This is a genomic window from Burkholderia territorii (genome assembly GCF_001718335.1).
Taxonomy (GTDB): domain Bacteria; phylum Pseudomonadota; class Gammaproteobacteria; order Burkholderiales; family Burkholderiaceae; genus Burkholderia; species Burkholderia territorii.
Map to the genome: position 1 here is coordinate 1591737 of NZ_CP013366.1, position 24577 is coordinate 1616313.

The 24577-nt window shown below is 65.2% G+C and carries 22 protein-coding genes; 15 read left to right on the forward strand and 7 right to left on the reverse strand.

All coding sequences use genetic code 11. The annotated features are described in order from the left end of the window. Positions 1–2: 2 nt before the first annotated feature. From cpaB to WS51_RS17930, 11 genes are all read left to right on the forward strand, one after another. The gene (cpaB, locus tag WS51_RS17880) at positions 3–938 is read left to right on the forward strand and encodes a Flp pilus assembly protein CpaB (protein WP_060260439.1); all 936 of its coding nucleotides are present in this window, start codon (positions 3–5) and stop codon (positions 936–938) included. A gap of 64 nt (positions 939–1002) precedes the next feature. Beyond that, on the forward strand, positions 1003–2334 hold the full coding sequence (locus tag WS51_RS17885; RefSeq protein ID WP_069229544.1) for a type II and III secretion system protein family protein: 1332 nt from the start codon (positions 1003–1005) through the stop codon (positions 2332–2334). Between the two features lie 60 nt (positions 2335–2394). Beyond that, positions 2395–3669, forward strand: a complete 1275-nt coding sequence (locus WS51_RS17890; RefSeq protein WP_069230002.1) for a fimbrial protein — start codon at positions 2395–2397, stop codon at positions 3667–3669. 3 nt (positions 3670–3672) lie between these two features. Then, positions 3673–5040, forward strand: a complete 1368-nt coding sequence (locus WS51_RS17895; protein WP_059771201.1) for a CpaF family protein — start codon at positions 3673–3675, stop codon at positions 5038–5040. Next, complete coding sequence (locus WS51_RS17900) at positions 5033–6025, forward strand: type II secretion system F family protein (RefSeq protein WP_059501847.1); 993 nt, start codon at positions 5033–5035, stop codon at positions 6023–6025. The genes WS51_RS17895 and WS51_RS17900 overlap by 8 nt, the downstream gene beginning before the upstream one ends. Before the next feature lie 4 nt (positions 6026–6029). Next, the gene (locus tag WS51_RS17905) at positions 6030–7022 is read left to right on the forward strand and encodes a type II secretion system F family protein (protein WP_059848715.1); all 993 of its coding nucleotides are present in this window, start codon (positions 6030–6032) and stop codon (positions 7020–7022) included. A gap of 18 nt (positions 7023–7040) precedes the next feature. Next, positions 7041–7883: a tetratricopeptide repeat protein gene (locus WS51_RS17910; RefSeq protein WP_069229545.1), complete on the forward strand. Its 843-nt coding sequence runs from the start codon at positions 7041–7043 to the stop codon at positions 7881–7883. Positions 7884–7903: 20 nt separating this feature from the next. Continuing rightward, positions 7904–8233, forward strand: coding sequence for a DUF3613 domain-containing protein (locus WS51_RS17915; protein ID WP_069229546.1), 330 nt, complete (start codon positions 7904–7906; stop codon positions 8231–8233). A gap of 113 nt (positions 8234–8346) precedes the next feature. Next, complete coding sequence (locus WS51_RS17920) at positions 8347–10278, forward strand: TadG family pilus assembly protein (RefSeq protein ID WP_167357988.1); 1932 nt, start codon at positions 8347–8349, stop codon at positions 10276–10278. 11 nt (positions 10279–10289) lie between these two features. After that, positions 10290–11681: a sigma 54-interacting transcriptional regulator gene (locus tag WS51_RS17925; RefSeq protein WP_059447195.1), complete on the forward strand. Its 1392-nt coding sequence runs from the start codon at positions 10290–10292 to the stop codon at positions 11679–11681. Positions 11682–11736: 55 nt separating this feature from the next. Beyond that, positions 11737–12444 (forward strand): DUF2968 domain-containing protein, encoded by a 708-nt coding sequence (locus tag WS51_RS17930; protein ID WP_059447196.1) that lies wholly within the window; start codon positions 11737–11739, stop codon positions 12442–12444. 82 nt (positions 12445–12526) lie between these two features. Here WS51_RS17930 and hfq read toward each other — a convergent pair whose 3' ends face one another. After that, the gene (gene hfq / locus WS51_RS17935) at positions 12527–13117 is read right to left on the reverse strand and encodes an RNA chaperone Hfq (RefSeq protein WP_059501853.1); all 591 of its coding nucleotides are present in this window, start codon (positions 13115–13117) and stop codon (positions 12527–12529) included. A 292-nt stretch (positions 13118–13409) separates the two neighbouring features. On the opposite strand from hfq, the gene WS51_RS17940 reads away from it, so the two are divergent. Further along, positions 13410–13691 (forward strand): PXPV repeat protein, encoded by a 282-nt coding sequence (locus tag WS51_RS17940; RefSeq protein ID WP_059544528.1) that lies wholly within the window; start codon positions 13410–13412, stop codon positions 13689–13691. Between the two features lie 27 nt (positions 13692–13718). On the opposite strand, the gene WS51_RS17945 is transcribed toward WS51_RS17940, so the two are convergent. From WS51_RS17945 to WS51_RS17960, 4 genes are all read right to left on the reverse strand, one after another. Continuing rightward, on the reverse strand, positions 13719–14633 hold the full coding sequence (locus WS51_RS17945; protein WP_069229547.1) for a DUF1571 domain-containing protein: 915 nt from the start codon (positions 14631–14633) through the stop codon (positions 13719–13721). A 29-nt stretch (positions 14634–14662) separates the two neighbouring features. Next, positions 14663–16417 (reverse strand): AMP-binding protein, encoded by a 1755-nt coding sequence (locus WS51_RS17950; protein WP_069229548.1) that lies wholly within the window; start codon positions 16415–16417, stop codon positions 14663–14665. Positions 16418–16695: 278 nt separating this feature from the next. Then, positions 16696–17514: a TetR/AcrR family transcriptional regulator gene (locus tag WS51_RS17955; protein ID WP_059447201.1), complete on the reverse strand. Its 819-nt coding sequence runs from the start codon at positions 17512–17514 to the stop codon at positions 16696–16698. A 216-nt stretch (positions 17515–17730) separates the two neighbouring features. Then, a complete protein-coding gene (locus WS51_RS17960; protein ID WP_059501864.1) occupies positions 17731–18951 on the reverse strand; it encodes an MFS transporter in 1221 nt (406 codons plus the stop codon). A gap of 290 nt (positions 18952–19241) precedes the next feature. Here WS51_RS17960 and WS51_RS17965 point away from each other — a divergent pair, with 290 nt between their 5' ends. The 3 genes from WS51_RS17965 to WS51_RS17975 all read left to right on the forward strand — a co-directional run bounded on the left by WS51_RS17965 (position 19242) and on the right by WS51_RS17975 (position 22273). Then, complete coding sequence (locus tag WS51_RS17965) at positions 19242–19784, forward strand: GNAT family N-acetyltransferase (protein ID WP_059544535.1); 543 nt, start codon at positions 19242–19244, stop codon at positions 19782–19784. 113 nt (positions 19785–19897) lie between these two features. After that, the gene (locus tag WS51_RS17970; protein WP_059447204.1) at positions 19898–20524 is read left to right on the forward strand and encodes a ParB-like protein; all 627 of its coding nucleotides are present in this window, start codon (positions 19898–19900) and stop codon (positions 20522–20524) included. Positions 20525–20548: 24 nt separating this feature from the next. Next, the gene (locus tag WS51_RS17975; RefSeq protein WP_069229549.1) at positions 20549–22273 is read left to right on the forward strand and encodes a SulP family inorganic anion transporter; all 1725 of its coding nucleotides are present in this window, start codon (positions 20549–20551) and stop codon (positions 22271–22273) included. A gap of 188 nt (positions 22274–22461) precedes the next feature. Here WS51_RS17975 and WS51_RS17980 read toward each other — a convergent pair whose 3' ends face one another. Continuing rightward, complete coding sequence (locus WS51_RS17980) at positions 22462–23406, reverse strand: ABC transporter substrate-binding protein (RefSeq protein WP_059544541.1); 945 nt, start codon at positions 23404–23406, stop codon at positions 22462–22464. A gap of 100 nt (positions 23407–23506) precedes the next feature. Further along, a complete protein-coding gene (locus WS51_RS17985; RefSeq protein WP_059447207.1) occupies positions 23507–24544 on the reverse strand; it encodes an ABC transporter permease subunit in 1038 nt (345 codons plus the stop codon). Positions 24545–24577: the final 33 nt, after the last annotated feature.

Here is a 24577-nt window from a genome sequence, read left to right on the forward strand (position 1 = left end):
ACATGGCCAACAATCTGACAAAAATCATCGCGGGGTTGCTGATTGCGATCGCTGTTCTGCTCGGAATCTATGCATGGATGCTCGGGCGCAGTACACCTCATTCCACCTCCGCGCAACAGGCGGTCGCTGCGAATCCGGTGCCAGTGGTTGTCGCGACGCGCACGTTGCAGGCTGGTCAGCCGATTGCAGCCGATGCGTTGAAGGTTCAATCCTCCGCTTCCGCTCCGTCTGGCGCTTTTTCAGATCCGGCAACCCTCGTCGGTCGCGTTCCTGCGAGGGACATCGCAGCGTCGGCGCCGGTTGTCTCCGATGCACTGGTTTCTGGCCTCGCCGAGGACCTTGAGCCGGGCGAACGCGCGATCGCGGTTCGGGTCGACGAAACGAATGCGGTCGGCAACCGGCTGCGGCCCGGTAATTTCGTCGACGTGTTCCTGAACCTGAAGCGGGAAGGCGGCGGTGCGATGTTCGACGGCGAAGTGTCGCAGACGCAGGCACGGCTGCTGATGTCGAAGGTTCGCGTGCTGTCGTTCGGCGACGCGACGCCGGATCGCGACAGCGGCAACAGCACGAACGGCAACAACGGCCAGCCGAGCAACGCGCGCATCGCGGTGCTCGCAGTGCCGACCGCGCAGGTCGATGCGCTGACCCTCGGCGAGGCGAGCGGGCGGCTGACGCTCGCGCTGCGCAACCCGCGCGACGACGAGCTCGCGACGCAGACGGTGGCGGTGCGCACGGACAACAAGCTGTCGCCATCGGCGCTTGCCGCGGCCGGCGTATCGCTGCAACAGCTGTCCGGCACGACGCGGTCCGCGGTTGCCAACGTGAATGTGCCGCCGCTGCCGTCGCGCTTGCCGCCGGCGGTGCGGTCTGCAGGCAATGGAGGGGGAGGCAGTATCGAGGTGATCCGCGGCGGCCGGTCGGAAACGGTTGCGTATTGAACAACATCGATGGCCATCGATATCAGCGACGACAAGTAACGGCCGTGCGACGGTCCAACAAACAATGAAAAACACACTGATTGCATTCGCGATTGCTCTCTGGACCCTGACATTCACCTCCATTGCAAGCGCGAGCGGCACGATCGAGCTCGCGGTCGGCGCGCAGCGGCAGATTTCCGCTGGCCACGCGTTGCAGCGGGTCGCCGTCGGCGATCCGGCAATCGCCGATGTGCTGATCATGAAGGGCAGTCGTTCGGGCTCGGTGCTGCTGACCGCGAAGGCGCCGGGTGCGACGAACGTGATGTTGTGGGAGCGCGGTCGCGACGAGCCGACGGTATGGAGCGTGGAAGTCGTCGACGCGGCAGCGCAAGCGGTACTCGACGGCTCCACGCCGCAGGTGAAGGCATATGGCGGGACGTCGGTGCTGCGCGGAACGGCGGCATCGCTCGATGCGCATGAACGGGCCGCGGCGGTCGCCAAAAACATGAGCCCGAAAGGCACGGTGATCGATCGTTCGACGCTGGCCGGCAAGAACGTCGTGCAGGTCGACGTGCGGGTGGTGGAGTTCAGCCGTTCGGTGCTCAAGCAGATCGGCTTCAATTTCTTCAAGCAGAGCAACGGCTTTTCGTTCGGCTCGTTCGCGCCCGGCGGCGTGCAGTCGTATAACGGCGCAGCGGGCCCGGGCACGGGTTCGTACATCCCGACGCTCGGCGCACCGGTCGCATCCGCGTTCAACCTGGTCGTAAACGCAGCCGGACGCGGCATCTTCGCCGACCTGTCGCTGCTCGAAGCGAACAACATGGCGCGCGTGCTGGCGGAGCCGACGCTCGTCGCGCTGTCCGGCCAGAGCGCCAGCTTCCTCGCGGGCGGCGAGATTCCGGTGCCTGCGCCACAGGGCCTCGGCTCGACCGCGATCCAGTGGAAGCAATACGGCGTCGGTCTGTCGCTGACCCCGACGGTGCTGAGCCCGAGCCGGATCGCGCTGAAGGTCGCGCCGGAATCGAGCCAGCTCGACTTCGTGAACAGCGTGACGATCAGCGGTGTCGCCGTGCCGGGGATCACGACACGTCGTGCCGATACGACGGTCGAACTCGGTGACGGCGAGAGCTTCGTGATCGGCGGCCTGATCGACCGCCAGACATTGTCGAACGTGAGCAAGGTGCCGCTGCTCGGCGATCTGCCGATCATCGGCACGTTCTTCAAGAATCTGAACTACCAGCAGAACGACAAGGAATTGCTGATCATCGTGACACCGCATCTCGTCGCACCGATTGCGAAGGGCGCGGTGCTGCCCGCGACACCCGGCGAGTTGTCGGAGCAGCGTGACGGGCCGGTGTGGCGATCCTATCTGGGCGGGGCCGCGTCGCCGGATGCGGCACCGGGGTTTTCGAAATGAATCTGAAGCACGGCGCGTCGCGGCACAGCGCTACGCCATGCGTAATCGGGGGTGTTCGACATGAATGCACGAACTCAATCATTGTGTGAACCCGCCGTGACCGACTACTTCGTTTGTGCATCGACACAGGAAGCGCATGTGCGCTGGCTGGCCGATACGCTGATCTCGGCCGGTGCGGTCGAGGCCGCGTCGCTGGACCCCGGCGTGCTGGCGCAGCGCATCACCGGCGTCAATCCGGCACTGGTGTTCATCGACTTCTCCGAGCGCAGCGAAGCGGCGAGCGTCGCCGCGGCCACGGTGCGTGCCGCGCATCCGGGGTTGCCGATCATCGCGCTCGGTTCGCTCGCGCAGCCCGAGAGCACGCTCGCCGCGCTGCGTGCGGGTGTGCGCGACTTCATCGACGTGTCGGCACCGGCCGAGGACGCGCTGCGCACGACGCGCGGGTTGCTGTCCCACGTCGCGGAGCCGACGAGCCGCCACGGCAAGGTTGTCGCGTTGCTCGGCGCGCGCGCGGGCATGGGCGTCAGCACGCTCGCCGCGAATCTCTCGGTCTGGCTGCAGAAGCGCGCGCTCGGCCCGGGCGCAACGGGCGGCGCGGACGGCGGCGTGCCGGCTGGTCGCCAGACCGCGCTGATCGACCTGGGGTTGCCGGCCGGTGACGGCGCGCTGTTCCTGAACACGCGCTGCGAATTCCATTTCATCGACGCCGTGCAGAATCTGCGCCGCATCGATCGCACGTTCGTGAACACCGCGCTTACGCGGCACCAGAGCGGCGTCGCGCTGACGACGCTGCCGCCGGATCTGAGCGGATTGCGCGACGTGTCCTATGCGTCATGCATCGGGCTGCTGAACCGTTTTCGTGCGTTCTTCGACCAGCAGGTCGTCGATCTCGGCGGGTTCACGAACCGGGAGTTCGTCACGCAGATCGCCGCATCGGCCGACGAGGCGTGGCTGGTTTGCGATCAGGGCGTCGCCTCGATCGTTTCGGCCGCCGACCTGCTCACCGGGCTGCGCGATGCGGGCGTCGACACCGATCGCGTCAAGCTCGTGGTCAACCAGTACGATCCGGCGCTGGACTTGCTGCCCGGGCAGATCGCGGAGCGTCTGGGGCTGTCGCTGGTCGGCACCTTGCCCGCGCGTCGCGTCGCGATCGGACATGCGGCGAACCAGGGACGGCTCATCATCGACGCGGCGGAGCGCGATCCGTATGTTCGCGCACTCGAATCCCTCGCGACGCGGCTGCCCGGCGTATCGGGCGTGGCGGGCGCGTCTCGCGCGGCGCCCGGCCTGTCGGCGCTCAAACGTTTCATTCAACCCTCGTCCAAGCGGTCATAACCGATGGCACACGACATTCAATTCGCCGACGGCGCAGCGCCGTTCTCCCAGACGCAGCAATTCCACGACATCAAGAATGCTGCGCACGAGCACCTGCTGACGCGTATCGAGGAGCTGGGCGCCGAGTTCGGCCGATGGTCGCGCCAGGCGATCAATCAGTTCGTCGATCTCGAGATCGACAGCTTCGTGCGCCTGCGCCGCATTCCGCTCAACGAGAACGAGGTGCGCGCGATCGCCGAGGCGTTGACGAAGGAACTCGCGGGTTTCGGGCCGATCGAGGATCTGCTCGCGGATCCGGCGGTCGAGGACATCCTGATCAACGGCTACAACGACGTGTACGTGTCGCGGCACGGGATTCTCGCGAAGCTGCCGGTGCGCTTCACCGACAACGCGCACCTGCTGCGAATCGTGCGCCGGATCCTCGCGCCGATCGGGCGTCGTCTCGACGAATCGAACCCGATGGTCGACGCGCGGCTGCCCGATGGCGGCCGCGTGAACGTCGTGATCGAGCCGTTGTCGATCGACGGCCCGATCGTGTCGATCCGGAAATTCCGCAAGGATCCGCTGAAGCCCTCGGACCTGCTCGGCAACGGCACGTACAACGACGAGATCGGCGCGCTGCTCGAGGCAGCGGTCGAGGCACGTTGCAACGTGCTCGTGTCGGGCGGCACGAGTTCGGGCAAGACGTCGCTGCTCAACGCGCTCGCATTCCACATCCCGGAGGCCGAGCGCGTCGTGACGATCGAGGATACGGCGGAGCTGTCGCTGAACCACCCGCACGTCGTGCGGCTCGAAAGCCGCCCGGGCGGATTCGACGGTAGCGGCGTCGTGACGATTCGCGACCTGTTGCGCAACACGCTGCGGATGCGTCCGGACCGGATCATCGTCGGCGAAGTGCGCGGCGGTGAAGTGCTCGAAATGCTGCAGGCCATGAACACGGGCCATGACGGCTCGATGGGCACCGTGCACGCGAGCTCGCCGCGCGAGTGCCTGTACCGACTCGAGATGCTCGCCGGTTTCGCCGGCTTCCAGGGCACCGAGTCGAGCCTGCGTCGCCAGATCGCGAATGCGATCGACTTCATCGTGCAGATCGGGCGGCTGTCGAATGGACGCCGCCGGATTCTGTCGATCACCGAGGTGACGGGGCTGTCCGACAACATCATCGCGACGCAGGAGCTGTATCGCTACGAAGCACGCGTGACGCCGGAAGGCGAGGAAGTCGATCACTGGGAATCGCTCGGCATCCATCCGCATTCGCCGAAGCTCGCGCGCTTTCGCCAGACGCTGACGAGCGGCGCAATGGGCGGGGGCGGTTTCGGTGGCGGGTTTGGCGGCGGCGGATTCGGCCGTGGCGGGGGCTTCAATGTATAGCGCGATGATCTGGGTGCTCGCGGTCGCGATGCTGTGCGTGGCATCGGCACTGATGCTGTGGCGACATGCGGAAACCCGGCGCGTGCGCACCGATGCGAAGCGCTTCATCGACAGTCGGCTCGAACCCGGCGTACGCGCGGCGGCACCGGCCGCACGATCGGCGGCATCCGCTGCGTCACGGGCCGCGCCGTCGTCCGATGGCGCGCGCCATGCCGCGTCTCGTGCTTTCTGGGTGCACTGGTACGCGCTCGCAACGGAATATCTGGCCAACCTCGTGAATCGTGCGGGGATCGAAGGCGCGCGCGGCAAGGCGATCGCCGCGCTGGCCGTTCTCGTCGCGGTTGCCGCGATCGCGGGCAGCCACGGCGGCGCACTCGCGTGCTTCGCGGCGCTTGCATGCGGCGGCGCAATCTTCGGCGTCTGGCTCGCGTCGCGGATTCAGAAGCGACGACTGAAAATCGTCCGGCAGATTCCGTCGTTTCTCGACGGGATCGTGCGACTCGTGACGCTCGGCAACAGCGTGCCGGCCGCGTTCCAGGCAGCGCTGCTGACGACGGAGGAGCCGCTGCGGGGGTGTCTCGATCACGTGTCGCGGATGCTGCGCACGGGTGTCGAGATCGATCGCGCAATGCTCCACATCGCCAGGATCTACCGGACCGAGGAGTTCGAACTGCTCGGCTCGGTACTGCGGTTGTCGGTCAAGTACGGCGGTCGCGCGGACGTCATGCTCGAACGCATGGCCGTGTTCATGCGCGATCTGGAGCAAGCGGAGCGCGAGCTGACGGCGATGTCGGCGGAGACGCGGCTGTCGGCATTCGTGCTCGTGATGTTGCCCATCGGGATCGGCAGTTTCGTGGTGATGACCAATCCGAAGTACCTGTCAGGGATGTGGAACGACCCGAGCGGCCGCATGCTGCTCATGTTCGCGTTCCTGGCCCAGGTTGCGGGTAGTGTGTGGCTGTATCGAATGGCTCGACTCAGGTGATGCGATGACGGCAACCCAGATCGGATCGATCGCGCTGGCGCTTGGCGCGCTAGGCGTGCTGCTGCTTGGAATGATCGCGTTGTTGCGCGCGAGCGCCGCGTCGCGTGCGGAACGTGCGTTGGCCGATGCGCTCGATCAGCGCATGGCGGCGCTGGAGGCAGCGAAGGCTCGGGGTGCAGCGGACGATGTTCCGTCCGTGAAACCGGACACTCGCGGGCGCGAGCGCATCGAGCGCATGCTCGCGCGATTCTCGGCGACGGGGATGCGCTGGCTCGATACCGGGTTCGGCAAGCACATCGTCGCGGACGAGGATCGCCGTCTGCTCGAGCAATGCGGTTACGTCGACGCGCGTACGCGCGGTCTGTTCCTGATCGCGCGGATTGCATGCGGGATCGCATTGCCGTTGCTGTTCGCGATCTTCGCGAGTGGACGGGTGGCAGGCGGATCCTGGATGATCGGCATGTTCGCCGCATTCGGGCTCGGCTTCATGTTGCCGAAGCTGTACGTGCAGCGCCGTGCCGCCGCGCGTCGCCAAAGCATCGTCGATGAACTGCCGCTGTTCGTCGACATGCTCCGCCTGTTGCAGGGAGTCGGGTTGTCGCTGGACCAAAGCCTGCAGGTCGTGACCAACGATTTCCGCGGGATGATGCCGGTGCTGTCGTCGGAGGTCGGCATCGCGCAGCGTCAGTTCGCAGCGGGCCGCACGCGGGATCAGTCGATGCAACGCTTGTCGAGCGGTTTCGACAATGAGGACCTGCGCGCGATTGCCCGGTTGATGGTGCAGGTCGACAAGCACGGTGGAGCGGTGCAGGAGCCGCTCAAGCAGTTCGGCGATCGGCTGCGGGAGACGCGCCGAGCGATGCTCCGCGAACGAATCGGTCGGCTGACGGTAAAGATGACGGGTGTCATGATCCTGACGCTGTTGCCTGCACTGTTGATCGTGACAGCAGGGCCCGGGTTTCTGGCGGTACTGCATGCGCTGTCGGCGCGTCACTGATGGATCGAAGGAAAGACGATGAAGCGGATAAGCAGGATGGCGAAACATGCAAGTACGGCCACGGCGGTGCTGCTGCTTGCCGCGTGCGCGACCAAGGAAACCGGGTACGGCGTGGGTGCGCAGACCGAACGCGCGGCGCTGATCCAGGCAGCGGACCAGAAGCAGGCGGTACCGGATACACCGGCGATGTACCTCGGTCTGATCCAGCGGATGCAGGCACAGGGTCTCTATTACGCATCGCTTGCGCACATCGACGCATACGACAAGGCGTACGGCGCATCGCCCGACTCGATCCTGCTGCGTGCGGATGCCCTGCGCATGACTGAGCAGCCGGCTGCCAGCGCGGTTGCCTACACGCAGTTACTGAAGACGCCGCTCGCCGCGCGCGGCTACCGGGGGCTCGGGTTGATCGCCGGTGCGACCGGCGATTTCGGTCAGGCAGTGCAGGCTCTAACGCACGCGTCCGAGCTCGCGCCCACCGATGCGTCGCTGCTGTCAGATCTCGCCTATGCGAAATTGCGGAACGGCGACGTGGTTGGCGCGCGGGTGCCGTTGATGAAAGCGGCGGAACTGGATCAACGCAATCCGAAGATCATCAGCAATCTCGTACTGTATCTGCTCGCTACCGGACGCACACAGGATGCGCAGCGGCTGATGAACCAGCAGCATCTGCCGGCGGATATCCGCAAGGACATCATTGGCGACGCCGCAAAAATCGCGGCGGCGGCACGCGCGCAGCAGCGTGCGGTTGCGACGCCGCCCGTAGTATCGCGGCGCGCCGCGACCGCACCGATCACGCCAATGGCAAACAATTTCGGTTATGACCAGACCGTGCCACTGCTGCAACGGTTTGCACAATGAACAGACAGGCGGGGAGCGACATGAAGAATAAACATTATCGAAACACGCTTGCGGGCCGCATCGCGGTGTTAAGTGCGATCGTCGGCATGGCAATGGGCACCGCAGCGGCACAGGCGCAACAGGGAGCCGCGCCGACGGCGTCCGACGTCGACCGTTCGACGAAGGAATGGCTTTCGATCCAACGTGAGAATAGCGCTGCGGCACCGGCGCAGCCGATGCTTGGCGACGCCGCATCTCTCGTTTACCAGCGCTATCTCGATTCGTTCAAGAACAAGATTCCCGAATCGATGAGTACGCAGCTTGGTAGCTCGTCCGGAGGTATGGCGGGTAGTGGGCAGGGTGCGCAGTAAGCGAGATGACGATGCGCGCAGACCAACCATATGGATTTCGACGGCGCGGCGCTGGCTGGCCGGCGAAGCGGCGTCAACGCGGTTCCATCGTTGTTATGTCGGCGATATGGGTCATGATCGCGATCGTCGTGCTCGGTGTGATCGACATTGCGAATCTGTATTTTCAGAAGCGCGACCTGCAGCGGGTCGCGGATCTGGCGGCACTGGCCGCCGTTCAGCCGATGACGAGCGATCCGACCGGTTGTCTGACCGATGCAAAAAGCAATGTCACGAGGAGTGCGACCATCAACGACAAGGGTTATGCGTTCACGTTGATAAGCACCACGGCGACGGCAAAACCTACCGCAGGAAACGATCAGATTGCCGTGAGCTGCGGGAGGTGGGATCCGTCGACCGCTTACGTAACGCCAGCGCCGACGGTGGCGAATGCGGCCCAGGTGACGGCTTATCGGCAGGTGAGCTACTTCTTCCTGGGGCTGTTGAACCAATTGAGCGGCAGGCAGGCCGTCGTTTCCGCAACTGCCACCGCGCGGGCCGCGGCAATCGACACATTTAGCGTAGGTTCGACACTTGCGAACCTCAATACCTCTTCGTCCGCGATACTCGATCCATTGCTCACGGGTTTGCTGGGTTCCACGACCAACATCAATGTGGGATTGGCGGGTTATCAGTCATTGGCCGGAGCAAACGTCACGTTAGGTCAATTGGCGAATGCGGCGGTGCAACTCGGTACGGCCGGCATGTCGAATCCGGCCAGCGTCGGGAAGTTGCTCGGACTCAATCTGACCGTAGCGGATATCTTGAATCTCACCGCCGCCGCCGTAGGCAGCAATACCACGGTCGGTACGGTGCTCAGCGCACTCGGAGGCAAAGTTGGTGCGAATGTCAATGTCAACAAGATCTCGTTAGGCAGTCTCCTTCAATACTCGGGCAGTAATCCGGAGTCGGCGGCAAACGCCAACATCAATGTGCTTCAGCTGTTGCTCGCGACGGCGGAGATCGGTGCATATAACAGCGCGCTGACGGTGTCGATCGGTCAAACCAATTGCCCCGGCAGCGCGTTTTGTCCGCTCATTTCTGCGGTATCGTCGCTGGTTCGGGTGAACAGTTTGCAGTTGCAGGTACTGGCGCCGCCGTCGATCGGAATTGGCGAGGCAGGACAAGTGAACGGCATCTGGCGCACGCAGGCGTCGCAAGCCGAGATCGGGCTCTACGTTGATGTGCAGGTGCTGTCGGATCCGCCTCCGATACCGATTTTACCCGGCCTGTTGACGATTCAGCTTACCGGCCCGCACTTGCCCCTTTACATCATTCTGGGCGGCCCCGGTCGCGCGTGGCTGGCTAGTGCGAGTTGCCAATCGACCCCGGCATCGAGCACCGTGACGTTCGGTGCATTGCCGGGCGTGGCGATGATTTGCGCTGGACAAAATGCCGGAGGGACACTGAACCTCAATGCCCCGAGCTGTTCGTCCAGCTCCGCAACGATTCCTGTTGCCAAGCTGTCCGGGGCGGGGCTACTCGGCAATTTCTCGGCTCTGCAACTTACCTTGTCTCTATCGAACCCGGTAGCGTACGTCGGCAGCAGCACCAGCACGCCCATTTATAGCGGGCCGCCATTGCCTTCGACTCCTGGTGCACTCAGCGCCAGCCTGCCGCTAACCGGAACCGGAATCATTTATCCGAACGGTTCGCAATACTCGTTCTGCAATACGAAACCGAATAACGGCGCATGCACTTCGTCATCATGGTCTCCCGGGCCCAACTGGACCACGTCATCGACAGCAACCAACTCGCTTAACGTACAGCTGACGAATCTATTGAACGGAACATCGATCCAGCTCAGCGTCTTGGGACTTGATCTATCGATCCTCACTCAGATTCTTCAACCGCTCACGGGTCAGCTCATTCCTTTGCTGCTCGGGCTGATCAATCCATTGCTCAACGGGTTGGTGACGCCATTGCTGACGGCATTGGGATTGCAAATCGGCCAAGTGACCGTGATACAACACAGTCTGACTTGCAACGCTCCGCAAATCGTTCATTGAAAGCATCAACAATGAGAACCCCCTCCGCAATCGCAGAACTCGACCTGTACGTCTGGGAAGGCAAGGCGGACATCGTCGATCGCGTTGCTCGCTGCATGGCGAGCTTCGACGTCGAAGTGATCCGTGCCGACAATGCGGAAATCTCGCCGGAGCGCGCCGCGTTGCGGCCGTCGCTCGCGATCATCAGCGTGACGATGATCGAGACCGGCGCGGCATTCCTGCGCGACTGGCAGGCGAACATCGGCATGCCGGTCGTGTGGGTCGGCGCGGCCCGCGACCATGACGCGTCGCAGTATCCGCCCGATTATTCGCACATCCTGCCGCTCGACTTCACCTGCGCCGAACTGCGCGGCATGATCGGCAAGCTCGTCACGCAGCTGCGCGCGCATGCGGCCGATACGCTGCAGCCGTCCGAACTCGTCGCGCACTCGGAATCGATGCAGGCGCTGCTGCACGAGGTCGATACGTTCGCCGACTGCGACACCAACGTGCTGCTGCACGGCGAAACCGGCGTCGGCAAGGAACGTATCGCGCAATTGCTCCACGAAAAGCATTCGCGCTACCGCAACGGCGAATTCGTGCCGGTCAACTGCGGCGCGATTCCGGACGGCCTGTTCGAGTCGCTGTTCTTCGGGCACGCGAAAGGCTCGTTTACGGGGGCGGTTGTTGCGCATAAAGGCTATTTCGAGCAGGCAGCGGGCGGCACGTTGTTCCTCGACGAAGTCGGCGACCTGCCGTTGTACCAGCAGGTCAAGCTGCTGCGCGTGCTCGAGGACGGCGCCGTGCTGCGGGTCGGCGCGACGACGCCGATCAAGGTCGATTTCCGTCTCGTCGCGGCCAGCAACAAGAAGCTGCCGCAGCTCGTGAAGGATGGCCTGTTCCGCGCCGATCTTTACTATCGGCTCGCGGTGATCGAGTTGAGCATTCCGTCGCTGGAGGAGCGGGGAGCCGTAGACAAGATCGCGCTGTTCAAGTCGTTCGTCGCGGAGGTGGTGGGCGAGGAGCGGCTCGCGCAACTGCCCGACCTGCCTTACTGGCTCGCGGACGCGGTCGCGGACAGCTATTTCCCCGGCAACGTGCGTGAATTGCGCAACCTTGCCGAGCGCGTCGGGGTGACGGTGCGGCAAACGGGCGGCTGGGATGCCGCTCGGCTCCAGCGGCTGATCGCGCATGCGCGCAATTCGGCGCAGCCGGTGCCGGCGGAGAGTGCCGCGGAGGTCTTCGTCGACCGCAGCAAGTGGGACATGAACGAGCGCAGCCGCGTGATCGCGGCGCTCGACGCAAACGGTTGGCGGCGCCAGGATACGGCGCAGCAGCTCGGCATCAGCCGGAAGGTGCTGTGGGAAAAGATGCGCAAATATCAGATATTCGACGAAGAGCCCGAGACCCGCGAAAGCGAGTAATTAATGAGATAAAATCGCGCTGAATTACAACGACACGGGCGGGGAATTGAAATTCATGAGCCATATGACGAGGTTGGGGCGGGCGTGTGTGTTGCTCGCCGTGATGGGAGGCGTGCAGGGCGCGTTCGCGCAGGGATTGGCCGGCAATGCATCGCCGGCGGTGCAGCAGGCATCGGCGCCGGTGGCGACGATTCCGGTGATCGATCAACAGGTGCAGACCTCGATGCAGCCGCAGGCGGGCGAGACAACCGGCCAGAGCACGGTCGACGAACTGCAGCGCCAGATCCAGGCGCATTCGCTGACGGAGATGCGCACCAGTTATAACGGCAGCTACGGCGCGAGCCTGCTGTTCAGCGTGAAGGACGGTTCCTATTTCGTCGCGCTGTTCCAGCAGAAGGCGTTCTGGCGCGTGATCAAGACGTACGACGAAACGCGGGCGGAAGCGATCTACCGCGATTTCTCGCGGCAGGCGGAGCGGTTGGCGGTTAACGAGTTGCGTGCGGCGAAGCTGGAATCGCAGAAGGCGCAGATGGACCGGCAGATCGAAGTCACGCAGGAACGCGCGCGGCGCCTGCAGGCGGACATCTCGATCGCACGCGAGCAGCAGGCGGCCGTCGCGGATCGCCAGAAGAGCGTTCGCACCGAAACGGCGGCATTGCAGGCGCAGCAGGCGCAGCTTCAGTCGCAATTGCGCGCATTGCAGCAGCAGGTACGTTCGCTGCAGCGCGAGGCCGATGCGGGCTTGCCGACGGCGTCACACTGAGCGATCGCGGCACGGCGGTGCGGCGACATGCCGCGCCGACCCACCAGAAAAAAGGGCAAGCCACTTGGCTTGCCCTTTTGTTTTACTGGCCGTCCGGCACGATTCGCCGGCGCCGCGTGACGATCACCGGCCCATTGCTGCCGCGTGCGTCGGACGGCGACGTGTTGCCCGATGCGTCGCCGGCATCGCGCGGCGCGCCGTAGCTTTCGCGCGGGGCGCCATAGCCTTCGCGGGGCTCGCGCGGCGCGCCATAACCCTCGCGCGGTTCACGCGGGCCATAGCCTTCGCGTGGTTCACGGGAACCGTAACCTTCGCGCGGTTCGCGCGAACCGTAGCCGCCGTCGCCGCGCGATTCGCGTGCGCCGCCGTGCGAGCCGTACGGGCTGTGGCCGCCGCCTTCACGGCCGCCCGGCCGACCGCCGGTACGCGGGCCGCGCGGGCCGCCGCCGCCCGGGCGCGAGCCACCGGTGTCGAGCTGGATCGTGGAAATCGCACGCTTGTAGATGCCTTGCAGACCCACGGGGGTGCGCAGCATCACCAGGTACTGGTCGAACGACTCGATACACCCCGTCAGACGAATGCCGTTGACGAGATAGATTTCAACACGCTTACGTTCCTTGCGCGCCGAATTGATGAAGTCGTTTTGCGGATGGGATTCTGCGGGATTGGCCATTGAGGTGCGGCAGGAGCCTGCGTCAGAGAATATGTTGTGCGTGTGCGGCGGATTGCCCACCAAGCATTTGGCGGGATTTTACCCTGTTCGTTCCGCCAGTGCGCGGTCACGATTGTGTCGAACCGTAACCCACTATAGACGCTCCCGTGCATTTTCGCGATTCGGTCGAATGGCTAGTGCCGTTTCGTTACGTCGCGTTACGACTCTCGCAACGGCGTAGCACCTGGCGGCGCGCGGTGCGATTACATTCGACGCGCATGCCGGGCTGGCCGGCGGATCCGGGAATGGGAACATGAACAAGAGGGGATTGGCGGTGTGGATCGGGAGTGTGGCGTTGCTCGCTTCCGGCAGTGCAATGGCGGGGCACGTCGACCTGTCGGTGGGCATCGGCGTGCCGGTCGCACCGGTCTATGCAGAGCCGGCGCCGGTCTATGTGGCGCCGCAGCCGGCGGTGGTCGCCTATCCGGGTTACGGATACGGCTACTACGGCGACGAGGACGACGACGGTTACCGGAGATGGCGCAAGCACTATTACAAGCATTGGCGCAAGCATCACGACGATGACGACGATTGAGCGCGACATGCGCGGCACCGGCTGCGATCAGAACGCGTAATCCGGATTCTTCGGGTCGAACGCGGATTCGTCGAACGTCGCCGGCGCGATTTTCTCGATGATGATTCGCTCGAAGATCGTGCCGTCGTTGTCATAGGATTCGACGGTCCTGAAGTACGGCGCGTGCAGGTCGAGCCCGAGGACTTCCTTCTTCGCGTAGAACTGCGGGCGGCCGGTCGCCGTCTCGTAGGTGAGCGCGACGACGCGCACGCCGCCGATCGTCTTCGCTTCCACCTGCGTCGGCCGCTGCACGCCGGCTTCCTGGTATTTCTTTCCTTCGGTCAGGTACAGGTTCGTGATGAACTCGGTGCCGAGATCCTTCACCTGGTGATTCGACTGCGCGCGTGCCAGTGCGCCGTCGAGCGCCGTCCACAGCGGAATCTTGCCGAGCAGGCCGCCGAGATGGCCGTACATCTCGTCCTTGCGCTGGGTCGTGTCGTAGATCGTTTCCTGTCCCGCGTGCGCGCCGCCGGGCAGCCATTTCGCATAGACCCGCAACGGTTCGCGGGTCGTTTTCACGAGCATGCGGTCGGGCGTGTCGGACCATTTCCCGCTGATGCGCTCCTGGCGCACCATCGTGAACTGATACGACGGATAGCCGTTGGGACCATTGCGGATGTAGAGCGGGACGGCGAGCGGATCGAGTGCCTTGAACAGCGCCGTGAGCGTCGCGTCGTCGAGTTGTGCGAGCGTGCCGCGCTGGGCGGCCGTGCGCAACCAGCGCGCCTGCTGCGCGACCGGCTCGCGCGTGACTTTCGCGAGGTCCGCGGGCAGCGCGGCCTCCTGTACCGCGCTCGCGGCGGCGGCGGTTTCCTGCGCATGCAGGCCGGCTTGCGCGAGCGACAGCATGCACGCGACGGCCGCGGCGGCGTGCCGCGTGCGGCGCTTCGTTCCTTCGTTCATCGACAGCGTCTCCCGGGGGCGATGGATGGTCAGCCTTGCTTCGCGGCCTTGAGCCTGGCGAGTTCCTCGTCGCGCAGCGCGCGGCGCAGGATCTTGCCGACGTTGGTCTGCGGCAGCGCGTCGCGGAATTCGACGAGCTTCGGCATCTTGTAGCCGGTCAGGTTCTTGCGGCAATGCGCGAGCACGTCGTCGACCGTCAGCGCCGGGTCGCGGCGCACGACGAAGACCTTGATCCGTTCGCCCTGTACTTCGTCCGGAATGCCGATCGCGGCGGCTTCGCTGATGCCCGGATGCATGACCAGCACTTCCTCGATCTCGTTTGGATACACGTTGAAGCCCGAGACGAGGATCATGTCCTTCTTGCGATCGATGAGGCGGATGAAACCGCGCTCGTCCATCACGCCGATGTCGCCGGTGCCGAGCCAGCCGTCGGCGTCGATTACCTTCGCCGTCTCGTCGGGCCGCTGCCAGTAGCCGCGCATCACCTGCGGGCCATGCACGCACAGCTCGCCCGGCTCGCCGACGCCGGCCCAGGTGCCGTCCTCGCGCCGGAAGCGCACGAGCGTCGACGGGGCGGGCAGGCCGATCGAGCCGCTGAATGCGGCCATGTCGTTCAGGTCCACCGGATTCATCGTGACGATCGGCGAGCATTCGGTGAGCCCGTAGCCTTCGACGACCGGCCGCCCCGTGACCTCGTGAAAGCGCTCCGCGACCGCGCGCTGCATTGCCATGCCACCGGCCATCGCGAGCTTGAGTTTCGAGAAGTCGCGCTTGCGGAATTCCTCGTTGTCGAGGAACGCGTTGTACAGCGTGTTGATCCCGGTGATTCCGGTGAATGTTTCGTGGCGGATGATCTTCATCACCATCTTCATGTCGCGCGGGTTCGCGATCAGGATGTTGCGCCCGCCGAGTCCCATGAAGATGAACGCGTTCACCGTCAGCGAATAGATGTGATAGAGCGGCAGCGGCGTCAGCACGGTCTCGACTTCGCCCGAGACCTGGTCGGCGATCCACGCCTTGGCCTGCAGCAGGTTCGCGATCAGGTTGCCGTGCGTGAGCATCGCGCCTTTCGCGACGCCGGTCGTGCCGCCCGTGTATTGGAGGAACGCGAGATCGTCGCGCGTCGTCTGCACCGGCTGCGGTTTGCCGTGCGCACCCAGCGCGAGGGCCGAGCGCAGCCGGATCGCCTGCGGCAGGCTGTAGGCCGGCACGAGCTTCTTCACGTGCTTCAGCACGAAATTGATCAGGCGTCCTTTGGCATTAAAACCGTCGGCGAGCAGGTCGCCGAGCGCGGTGACGACGATGTTCTTCACCTGCGTTTCGGGCAACGCGTCCTGCAGCGTGCGCGCGAAGTTCTCGAACACGACGATCGTCTGCGCGCCGCTGTCCTTCAACTGGTGCGCGAGTTCGCGCGCGGTATAGAGCGGGTTGACGTTGACGACGATCGCGCCGGCCTTCAGCGTTCCGAACAGAGCGACCGGGTACTGCAACGTATTCGGCAGCATGATCGCGACGCGGTCGCCGGGCTTCACGCCGATGCTTTGCAGATACGACGCGAACGCATCGACTTTCTGCGCGAGCGTGCGGTAGGTCATCGATGCGCCGGCGCTCACGTAGGCGACCCGTTCGGCGAAGCGTGTCGTGCATTCGTCGAAGAACTGCACGAGCGATGCGTATTGCGTGACGTCGATTTCGTGCGGCACGCCGGGCGGATACGACGCGTACCAGATGCCGTCGGTGTTCGGCGGGAGCTGGGCCGCTGCGGTTGCTGCGGATGAGGACATGATGTGTCTCCGGTGTCGACGAGAGTTAGCGCTTTAGCGCTTACTCTCGTCCCATGCTTTGCGGTCGACGAGAGTTGGCACTTCAGCGCCCACTCTCGCTCCATGCTTCGCGGACGGTGAGAGCCGTCACTCCAGCGCGCCATTCTCGCCATGCTTTTTCGTCGTCGCGCAAGCCAGTCCCGGCTTGCGCCACACGACATTCGTTCGGCCTCGCCAGCCCACTAACGCCGGCCCGGGCCGCCAGGATCGTGAATCGCTGCCTGCACGGCCTCGCGCAATCAGTTCGCCGAATGCACCGTCGCGGAATCGGCCGCCGGCGTGCCCGAAGGCAGGCCGAACGCGTCGCCGGCGCCCGCATCGTCGAGCACGGCCGCGAAGATCGACAACTGCGCGCTGTCGGGCATCGGCGCCTTCAGCGCGGCGACGATCAGCGACGACAACCGCGCGATCATCTGAACGTCGTTCATCGTGCGGCCTTGAGAGAATTCATCGATGAGGCTTTCGGTCTCGGCACCGGCCAGCGCGCCGGAGAGCGCGCCGATCGCGAAGTGCAGCCGCCAGCCGAGCTCCGTGCGCGGCAGGTGCGGCAGCGCGCGCTGGAATGCGTCGAAGAAGCGGCCCGCGACGCTCGCGTAGTGCGCGGTCAGGAAGTTGCGCACGAACGGCGACGGGTCGGTGTACGCGCGGCCGATCAGCCGCAGAAATGCGGGGCCGCCGCGCTCCGGGTCGCGCGACGCCTTCAGCGCGGGAATGAACATCGCGCCGAGCACATGCTCGCAGGTAATGTGTGCGCCGAGCTGCGCATCGAAGCGGTCGAGGATGCCGAGGCGTTCCTGGTTGAGCTGATCGAGCCTGCGCGACAGCATCGCGTGAATCAGCGCTTCCTTGCTGCCGAAGTGGTAGTTGACCGCGGCGAGGTTTACCGTCGCGCGCGACGTGATCTGCCGCATCGACATCGCTTCGAAGCCGTGCTCGATGAACAGGTCCTCGGCCGCATCGAGAATGCGCGCCTTCGTCCCGCCGGTCTGCCGATTGCCGGATGACCGCGCCCCGGACGCCCGTCCAGCCGACGGTCGTCCCTCCTGACTGACTGCCATGTCCCGCCTCCCAATGCCGGTCGCCCGGCCGCGAACAGGTGATTTGATTATCTGATTCAAACAGCCGTTTTTATTAAGATAAAAAAACGCGGGCGGCGCGGGCAAGCGACGAATCTGGACAAATTCCTCTAGTTCGATGTGCGGACGCGGAAAGGATGCCGCGCGGCCCCGACGGGGCGGGGCGTGCGCGATGGTGCGATGCGCAAATTCGCGGGATCAGCCGATGGTTGTACGCGTATTGACCGATTGCGTCATGTCGATGCCGCGCCGTTCGCGGCTGAACAGGATCAGCACCGCGATCACGACGGCCACGATGCCGGCCACGAGCGCCAGTGCGAAACCGTAGTTGTTGCCCTGGGAAACCGCGAGCGACGCCTGCATCGTCGCGTTGCCGGACGCGAGCAGGTTGCCGAGCTGATAGACCACTCCGGGGAACGTCGCGCGAATCTCGTCGGGCGAGATCTCGTTCAGGTGGACGGGGATCACGCCCCACGCGCCCTGTACCGAGATCTGCATCAGGAACGCGCCGGCGGCGAGCGCGACCGCGCCGCTCGAGAACGCCCACAGCGGCAGAACCGGCAGCGCGATGAGCGCGGCGACGAAGATCGCGCGACGGCGGCCGATCTTCTCCGAGATCGCGCCGAACGACAGGCCGCCGACGATCGCGCCGATGTTCAGCACGATAGTGATCCACGAGACGGTATGCGGATCGAAGTGATGCTGTTCGCGCAGGAAGGTCGGGTAGAGGTCCTGCGTGCCATGCGAGAAGAAGTTGAAAGCGGTCATCAGCACGATCGCGTAGATCGTGAGCTTCCAGTTCTGCTGGATCGTGGCCGCGAGACTCGGCCGCGGCCGCTTTTCCATCTGCTTCCAGGCCGGCGATTCGGGCACGTGCGCGCGCACGTACAGCACGAGCAGCGCGGGCAGCACGCCGACCATGAACATTCCGCGCCAGCCGATGTACTGGTAGAACAGGCCGAACACGACGGATGCGAGCAGGTAGCCGCTCGGATAGCCGGCCTGCAGCAAGCCCGACACGAAACCACGCGCATGGGTCGGCACGGTTTCCATCGTCAGCGCGGAGCCGACGCCCCATTCACCGCCCATCGCGATGCCGAACAGCGCACGCAGCGCCAGCAGCGCGGCGAGGCTCGGCGCGAAACCCGACGCGAGTTCGAGCAGCGAATAGCACGCGATGTTGACCATCAGCGTCGGACGGCGGCCGAAGCGGTCGGCGAGCCGCCCGAAGATCAACGCGCCGAGCGGGCGCATCGCGAGCGTGAGCGTCAGCGCAAAAGCGACGGCGGGAATCGTCGACGCGAATTCGGCCGCGATGTCCTTCAGCACGAAGACCATCAGGAAAAAGTCGAACGCGTCGAGTGTCCAGCCCAGGTAGGCGGCGATCGTGACGTTGCGTTGTTCGCGGGTCCAGCTCATGTCCGAAGTCTCCTCGCAGGCTTGTGCGCTCACGATCTTCAGGCGGATGCCTGCCCGGCTGGCGCGCGGCGCGGGTGCATGGATCGAGTGTAGGTCGTGGTGCCGTGCGATGCGGGGCGCGACATCCGCGAATCGGGAATAATCCCTATGAAATGAATTGTTGAGAAAACCGAAATGCGCGGAAATGCGCACGCGCCTGATGGGTGACAGGCGCCTTGTATCATTCCGGAAGGCATTTTGTATTCGTTATGTAATGCGCGCCGCGCATCGTCACCGTATCAGGAGTCCCGATGACCGAACCATCGATTGCCGCGTTGCCCGTCCTGGAGACCGGGCGGCTGTGGCTGCGCCCGCGCGTGCTGGCCGATCTCGACGCGAGCATCGAGATGGATCGCGATCCCGAAGTCACGCGCTACATCGCGGGCCCGTGGCACGACCCTGACGAACATCGCCGCTTCGTCACGCACCGGATCACGCGCGCGTATCCGCCGGGCCTCGGCTACTGGTCGATCTTCGAGAAGGCCGCGCCCGACACGTTCGTCGGCTGGATCCTGCTGATTCCCGACTACGCGGGCGGCGCGCGCGACGTCGAGATCGGCTGGCGGCTCGTGCGCGCGGCATGGGGGCGCGGCATCGCATGCGAGGCCGCGGCGGCCGTCGTGCGCCATGCGTTCGACACTGTGCGGCTGCCGCGCGTGATTGCCGATATCGCCGAGGCGAACACTGGTTCGCTGAACGTCGCACGCAAGCTCGGGATGCGCCGCGTGAGCGTCGTTCACGACGGGATTCCCTACGTTCGGCATCGTCTCGAACGCGACGACCTGCGTGCATAGCGTTGTGCCTCGTTGTCAGAGATGGTCAAGCGCACGCGAATCGACGCCGCGACGTATTAACGGCTCGCCAGTTCAGGAGTATCGTTGCCGGAAATTCAACATGGGGTACGACCATGGCACTCGGCAACGACGTTCATCTCATTCCCGTTCGGCTCGACGCACTGCGTCCGACGCAAATGACGGTCGGCTATCGCGAAGTGAAAGCGAAGCGCAAGCACTGGAAGACCCTCGACAAGCGCGCACGCAAGGCCGCGATCGAGTCGCACTGGTTTCCGGCCGTGCTCGGCCCGGGCGGGCTGCACTACATCACCGATCATCACCACCTCGGCCTCGCACTGATCGAGGAAGGGGAGACGCGCGTAAACGCGATGCTGCTCAAGGATCTGTCCTGGCTCGACGACACGATCTTCTGGCGGATGATGGAACACAACCAGTGGGTGCATCCGTTCGGCGCCGATGGTTCGCGTCGCGACTATGCACGTCTGCCGAAGGCGCTGACGGAGCTCGAGGACGATCCGTACCGGAGCCTTGCCGGCGAGCTGCGCACGGCCGGCGGCTATGCGAAGGATGCGACGCCGTTCAGCGAATTCCTGTGGGCCGACTACCTGCGCCAGCACGTGACGCTGGACCAGATCCGCAAGAACTTCTCGAAGGCGCTCGACGTCGCGCTGCGCCGCGCGCACGAGCAGGACGCGCGCTATCTGCCCGGCTGGTCCGGTGTGATCGCCGTCAAACCCTGATACGCGCACGGTGCCCACCGCCTCATGACGACCGCCCCGACCCGTCCGGATGCCGGCCCCCAGCATCCCGAGCATTTCGCCGCACTCGATGCGACAACGCCGCCGCCCACGCAGCGCATCGGCCTCGATGCGCTCGCCGGCCTGTCGATCGCCGGCCTGCTGATTCCCGAGGCGGTGGCGTATGCGGGTCTCGCCAACCTGCCGCCGCAGGCCGGTCTCATCGCGTTGCTGTCAGGGCTCGTCGTTTATGCGCTGACCGGCAGCAGTCGCTTTGCGATCGTGTCGTCGACGTCGTCGTCGGCGGCGGTGCTCGCCGCGACCGTGCTGGCCGAATCCGGGATGGCGCTTGCCGCGCAGCTCGCGCTGGCGGCCGCGCTCGTCGCGATGACCGGTGTGCTGTTCATCCTGGCAGGTGCCGCGCGCCTGGGCGGCATGTCGGATTTCGTTGCGCGCCCGGTCCTGCGCGGTTTCACGTTCGGTTTGGCGCTGACGATCGTCATCAAGCAGTTGCCGAAGATTCTCGCGATCTCCGTGCAGCACAGCGATGCGCCGCATGTCGCGCTCGATCTCGTCACCGGCGCGCCGCATGCGAACCTCGCGAGCGTCGCGCTCGGCGCGACCGCGCTCGCGCTGTTGTTCGTGCTCGGCCGGCGCTCGCGGGTGCCCGCGACACTGGTCGTGATCGTGCTGTCGATCGCGGCCGGGTATATGGTCGACTGGCAGCACTACGGCATAGCGATCGTCGGGCACATCGATTTCCGGCATATCGAATTCGGGCTACCGCATCTCGACCGCAATGCATGGATGCAGACGGTCGAGCTCGCGTTCGCGCTGATGCTGATCCTGTATGCGGAGTCGTACGGGTCGATTCGAAACTTCGCGCTGAAGCACGGCGACACCGTGTCGCCGAACCGCGACCTCGTCGCGCTCGGTTGCGCGAATCTCGTGTCGGGGCTGCTGCACGGGATGCCGGTCGGTGCCGGCTATTCGGCGACGTCCGCGAACGAGGCGGCCGGCGCTCGGTCGCGCTTCGCGGGCCTGTGGGCGGCCGGTGTGGTCGCGCTGATCGTATGGCAGCTGCTGCCGCAGCTCGCGCGCACGCCCGAGCCGGTGCTCGCGGCGATCGTGATCTTCGCGGTCAGCCACTCGCTGCACCCGTCGGTGTTCCGGCCATACTGGATCTGGCATCGCGACCGGCTGGTCGTGATCGCCGCGCTGCTCGCGGTGCTCGTGCTCGGCGTGTTGCACGGGCTGCTCGCGGCCATCGGCGTGAGCCTGCTGCTGACGCTGCGCAAGTTGTCGGAGCCGAACGTGAGCGTGCTCGGCCGGCTGCGTGACGGGCACGACTTCGTCGACGTCGCGAATCATGCCGATGCGAAGCCGGTGCCCGGCGTGCTGATCGTGCGGCCCGAGGCGCAGTTGTTCTTCGCGAACGCGGACCGGATGCTCAATCGCGTGCGCGCGTTGATGAAAGCCGCGCCCGATACGCGTACCGTGCTGCTGAGTCTCGAGGAAACGCCCGACGTGGACGGCACGACGATCGAGTCGCTGCGCACGTTCGCGGCCGAATGCGCGGCTCGCGGGCTGCAGTTCGCGATCGTGCGGCTCAAGGAGCACGCGCTGCATGCGCTGCGCCGTGCGGCGGACGAGACGCTGCGCGACGACGCGATGTCCGAACTGAGCGTCGACGAGAGCCTGCAGTTGCTGCAGGCGCGCGGTAATGGTGGAGAGGGCGGAAAGGGCGCGTAGCGGGACGCGGCAACTGCATGCCCGTCGCGCCGCGCGTGTCGAGAACGCTCGCCCCGGTGCGCCGCCGCGCGCAATTGCGCGAGCGCGGGCGGTGCGGCGATTGAGGTGGGCGCACGGGCAGGGCGGTCGCGGCGCGCGGCGACGCGGCCCGGCATCGCCCGCGATCGCGGGCGGCCGACCTCGCGCGATCAGCGCGGGCTGCTCCAGCCCTTGTAATCCTTCACGTTGTCGCGCGTGACGAGCGTCGGCTCGATCAGGATCATCGGGTTGGCCGGCTTCTGGCCGTTCATGATTCCGTAGCCCACGTTGACGGCTTTCTGCGCCATCGCCCACGGATCCTGGCTCGACGATGCCTGCACGAGCGTGTTCGACTTCAGCGCCACCTCGATGTCGGGTGCACCGTCGACCGACGTGATCACGATGTTCGGACGGTTCAGCTGCTTCGCCGCGAGATCGCTGCCGATCGCTTGCGGGTCGTTGATCGTGAACACGCCGTCGAGCTTCGGAAAGCGCGTCAGGTAGCCCTGCATCGCGTTCATCCCGCCTTCGCGCGAACCCTTGCCGTCCTGGTCGCTCGACAGCAGCTTGATGCCCGGATTCTTCGCGAGCACGGCCTTGCAGCCGTTCACGCGATCGATCACGGCCGACACTTGCGGGCCGTTCTCGATGATCACGTTGCCCTTGCCGTTGAGCTTCTTGGCGAGGTAGTCGCACGCGAGTTCGCCGGCCTTCACGTTGTTGGTCTGCACGGTCGCGTTCGCGCCGGCCGCGGCGACGTCCACCGCGACGACCGTGATGCCGGCCGCCTGTGCCTTCTTCACTGCCGGCTCGATCGCCTTCGGATCGGTCGCGTTCAGCAGGATCATGTCGACGTGCGCGGAGATGAAGTTGTCGATCTGCGTGAACTGCTTGTTCAGGTCGTAGTCGGCCGATACGGCGGTGATTTTCGCGTTCGGATTGAGCTGTTTCGCGCGCGCTTCGGCGCCCTTGACGATCGTGACGAAGTACGGGTTGCCGAGCGACCCGACCGTGACGCCGATCGATTTCAGCGGCTTGTCGGCTGCGTGGGCGGCGGCGGCGCCGAAGGCGAGCGCGCAGGCGATGGCGGTCAGGGCGGCTTTGTGCTTGAACATGTCGTTGTGTCTCCGGAAGGTCCGTTGGCGGACGGGCGCAGGAGGACCTGCCTGCGCCCTGATGGTTGAATGATGAGAAATGCGCGGCGAGGAATGCGCGTCAGGTGCGGGCCGAGTCGCGCTGGCGATAGCGGTCGAGGGCGACCGCACCGATGATCACGAGGCCCTTGATGATGTATTGCCAGATGTCGGACACGCCGAGCAGTACCAGACCGTTGGTCAGCACCGCGATGATCAGCGCGCCGATCAGCGTGCCGACGATCGAACCGACGCCGCCGACGAAGCTCGTGCCGCCGAGGATCACCGCGGCGATGGCATCGAGTTCGTACGACTGGCCGAGTTGCAGGCCGTTGGCCGCATAGAGCCGCGCGGCCGACATCACCGCGCCGAGGCCGGCAAGCAGGCCGGACGCCGCATACACGAACAGCTGGATCGCCCGCACGTTGATGCCCGACAACCGTGCGGCTTCCGGATTGCCGCCGACCGAATAGATCCGCATGCCGAGCACGGTGCGGCGCAGGATGAACCATGACAGCGCGATCACCGCGACCGCGATCACGACGAGCCACGGCACACCGAGGATCGTGCCGTTGCCGATGAACGCGAACGGCAGCTGCGGGTTGAAGACGGTCGTGTCGTTGCCGATCAGGCGGGCGACGCCGCGCACGGCCGTCATCGCACCGAGCGTGACGATGAACGGCGGCAGGCGCAGGAACGAGATCAGGCCGCCGTTGATCGCGCCGAACACGAGGCCGACCGCCAGCGCGATCGGCACGCCGAGCCAGCCCCAGCCGGGGATGGTCGATGCGAGCAGCGCGGCGACGGCCGATGCGGCAAGCACCGAGCCGACCGACAGGTCGATGCCGCCCGTCAGGATCACGAAGGTCATGCCGGCGGCGAGCACGATGTTGATCGACGCCTGCTGCGTGACGATCGACAGGTTCTGCAGCGTGAAGAAGCCGTCGGTCAGGAATCCAAAGCCGATGCACAGAACCAGCAGCACCGGCAGCATGCCGGCGGTGCGCATCAGCGATTGCATGCGTGCGCGATGATCGGCGCCGCGCATCAGCGGCGTACGGTTGGCCACCGGATGGGCCGTCGCGGAAGCGAGGTTCCGCTGCTTGGTCGGGTTGATCATGTCGGTACCTTGGCTTAAGAGGGAGATGAAGGG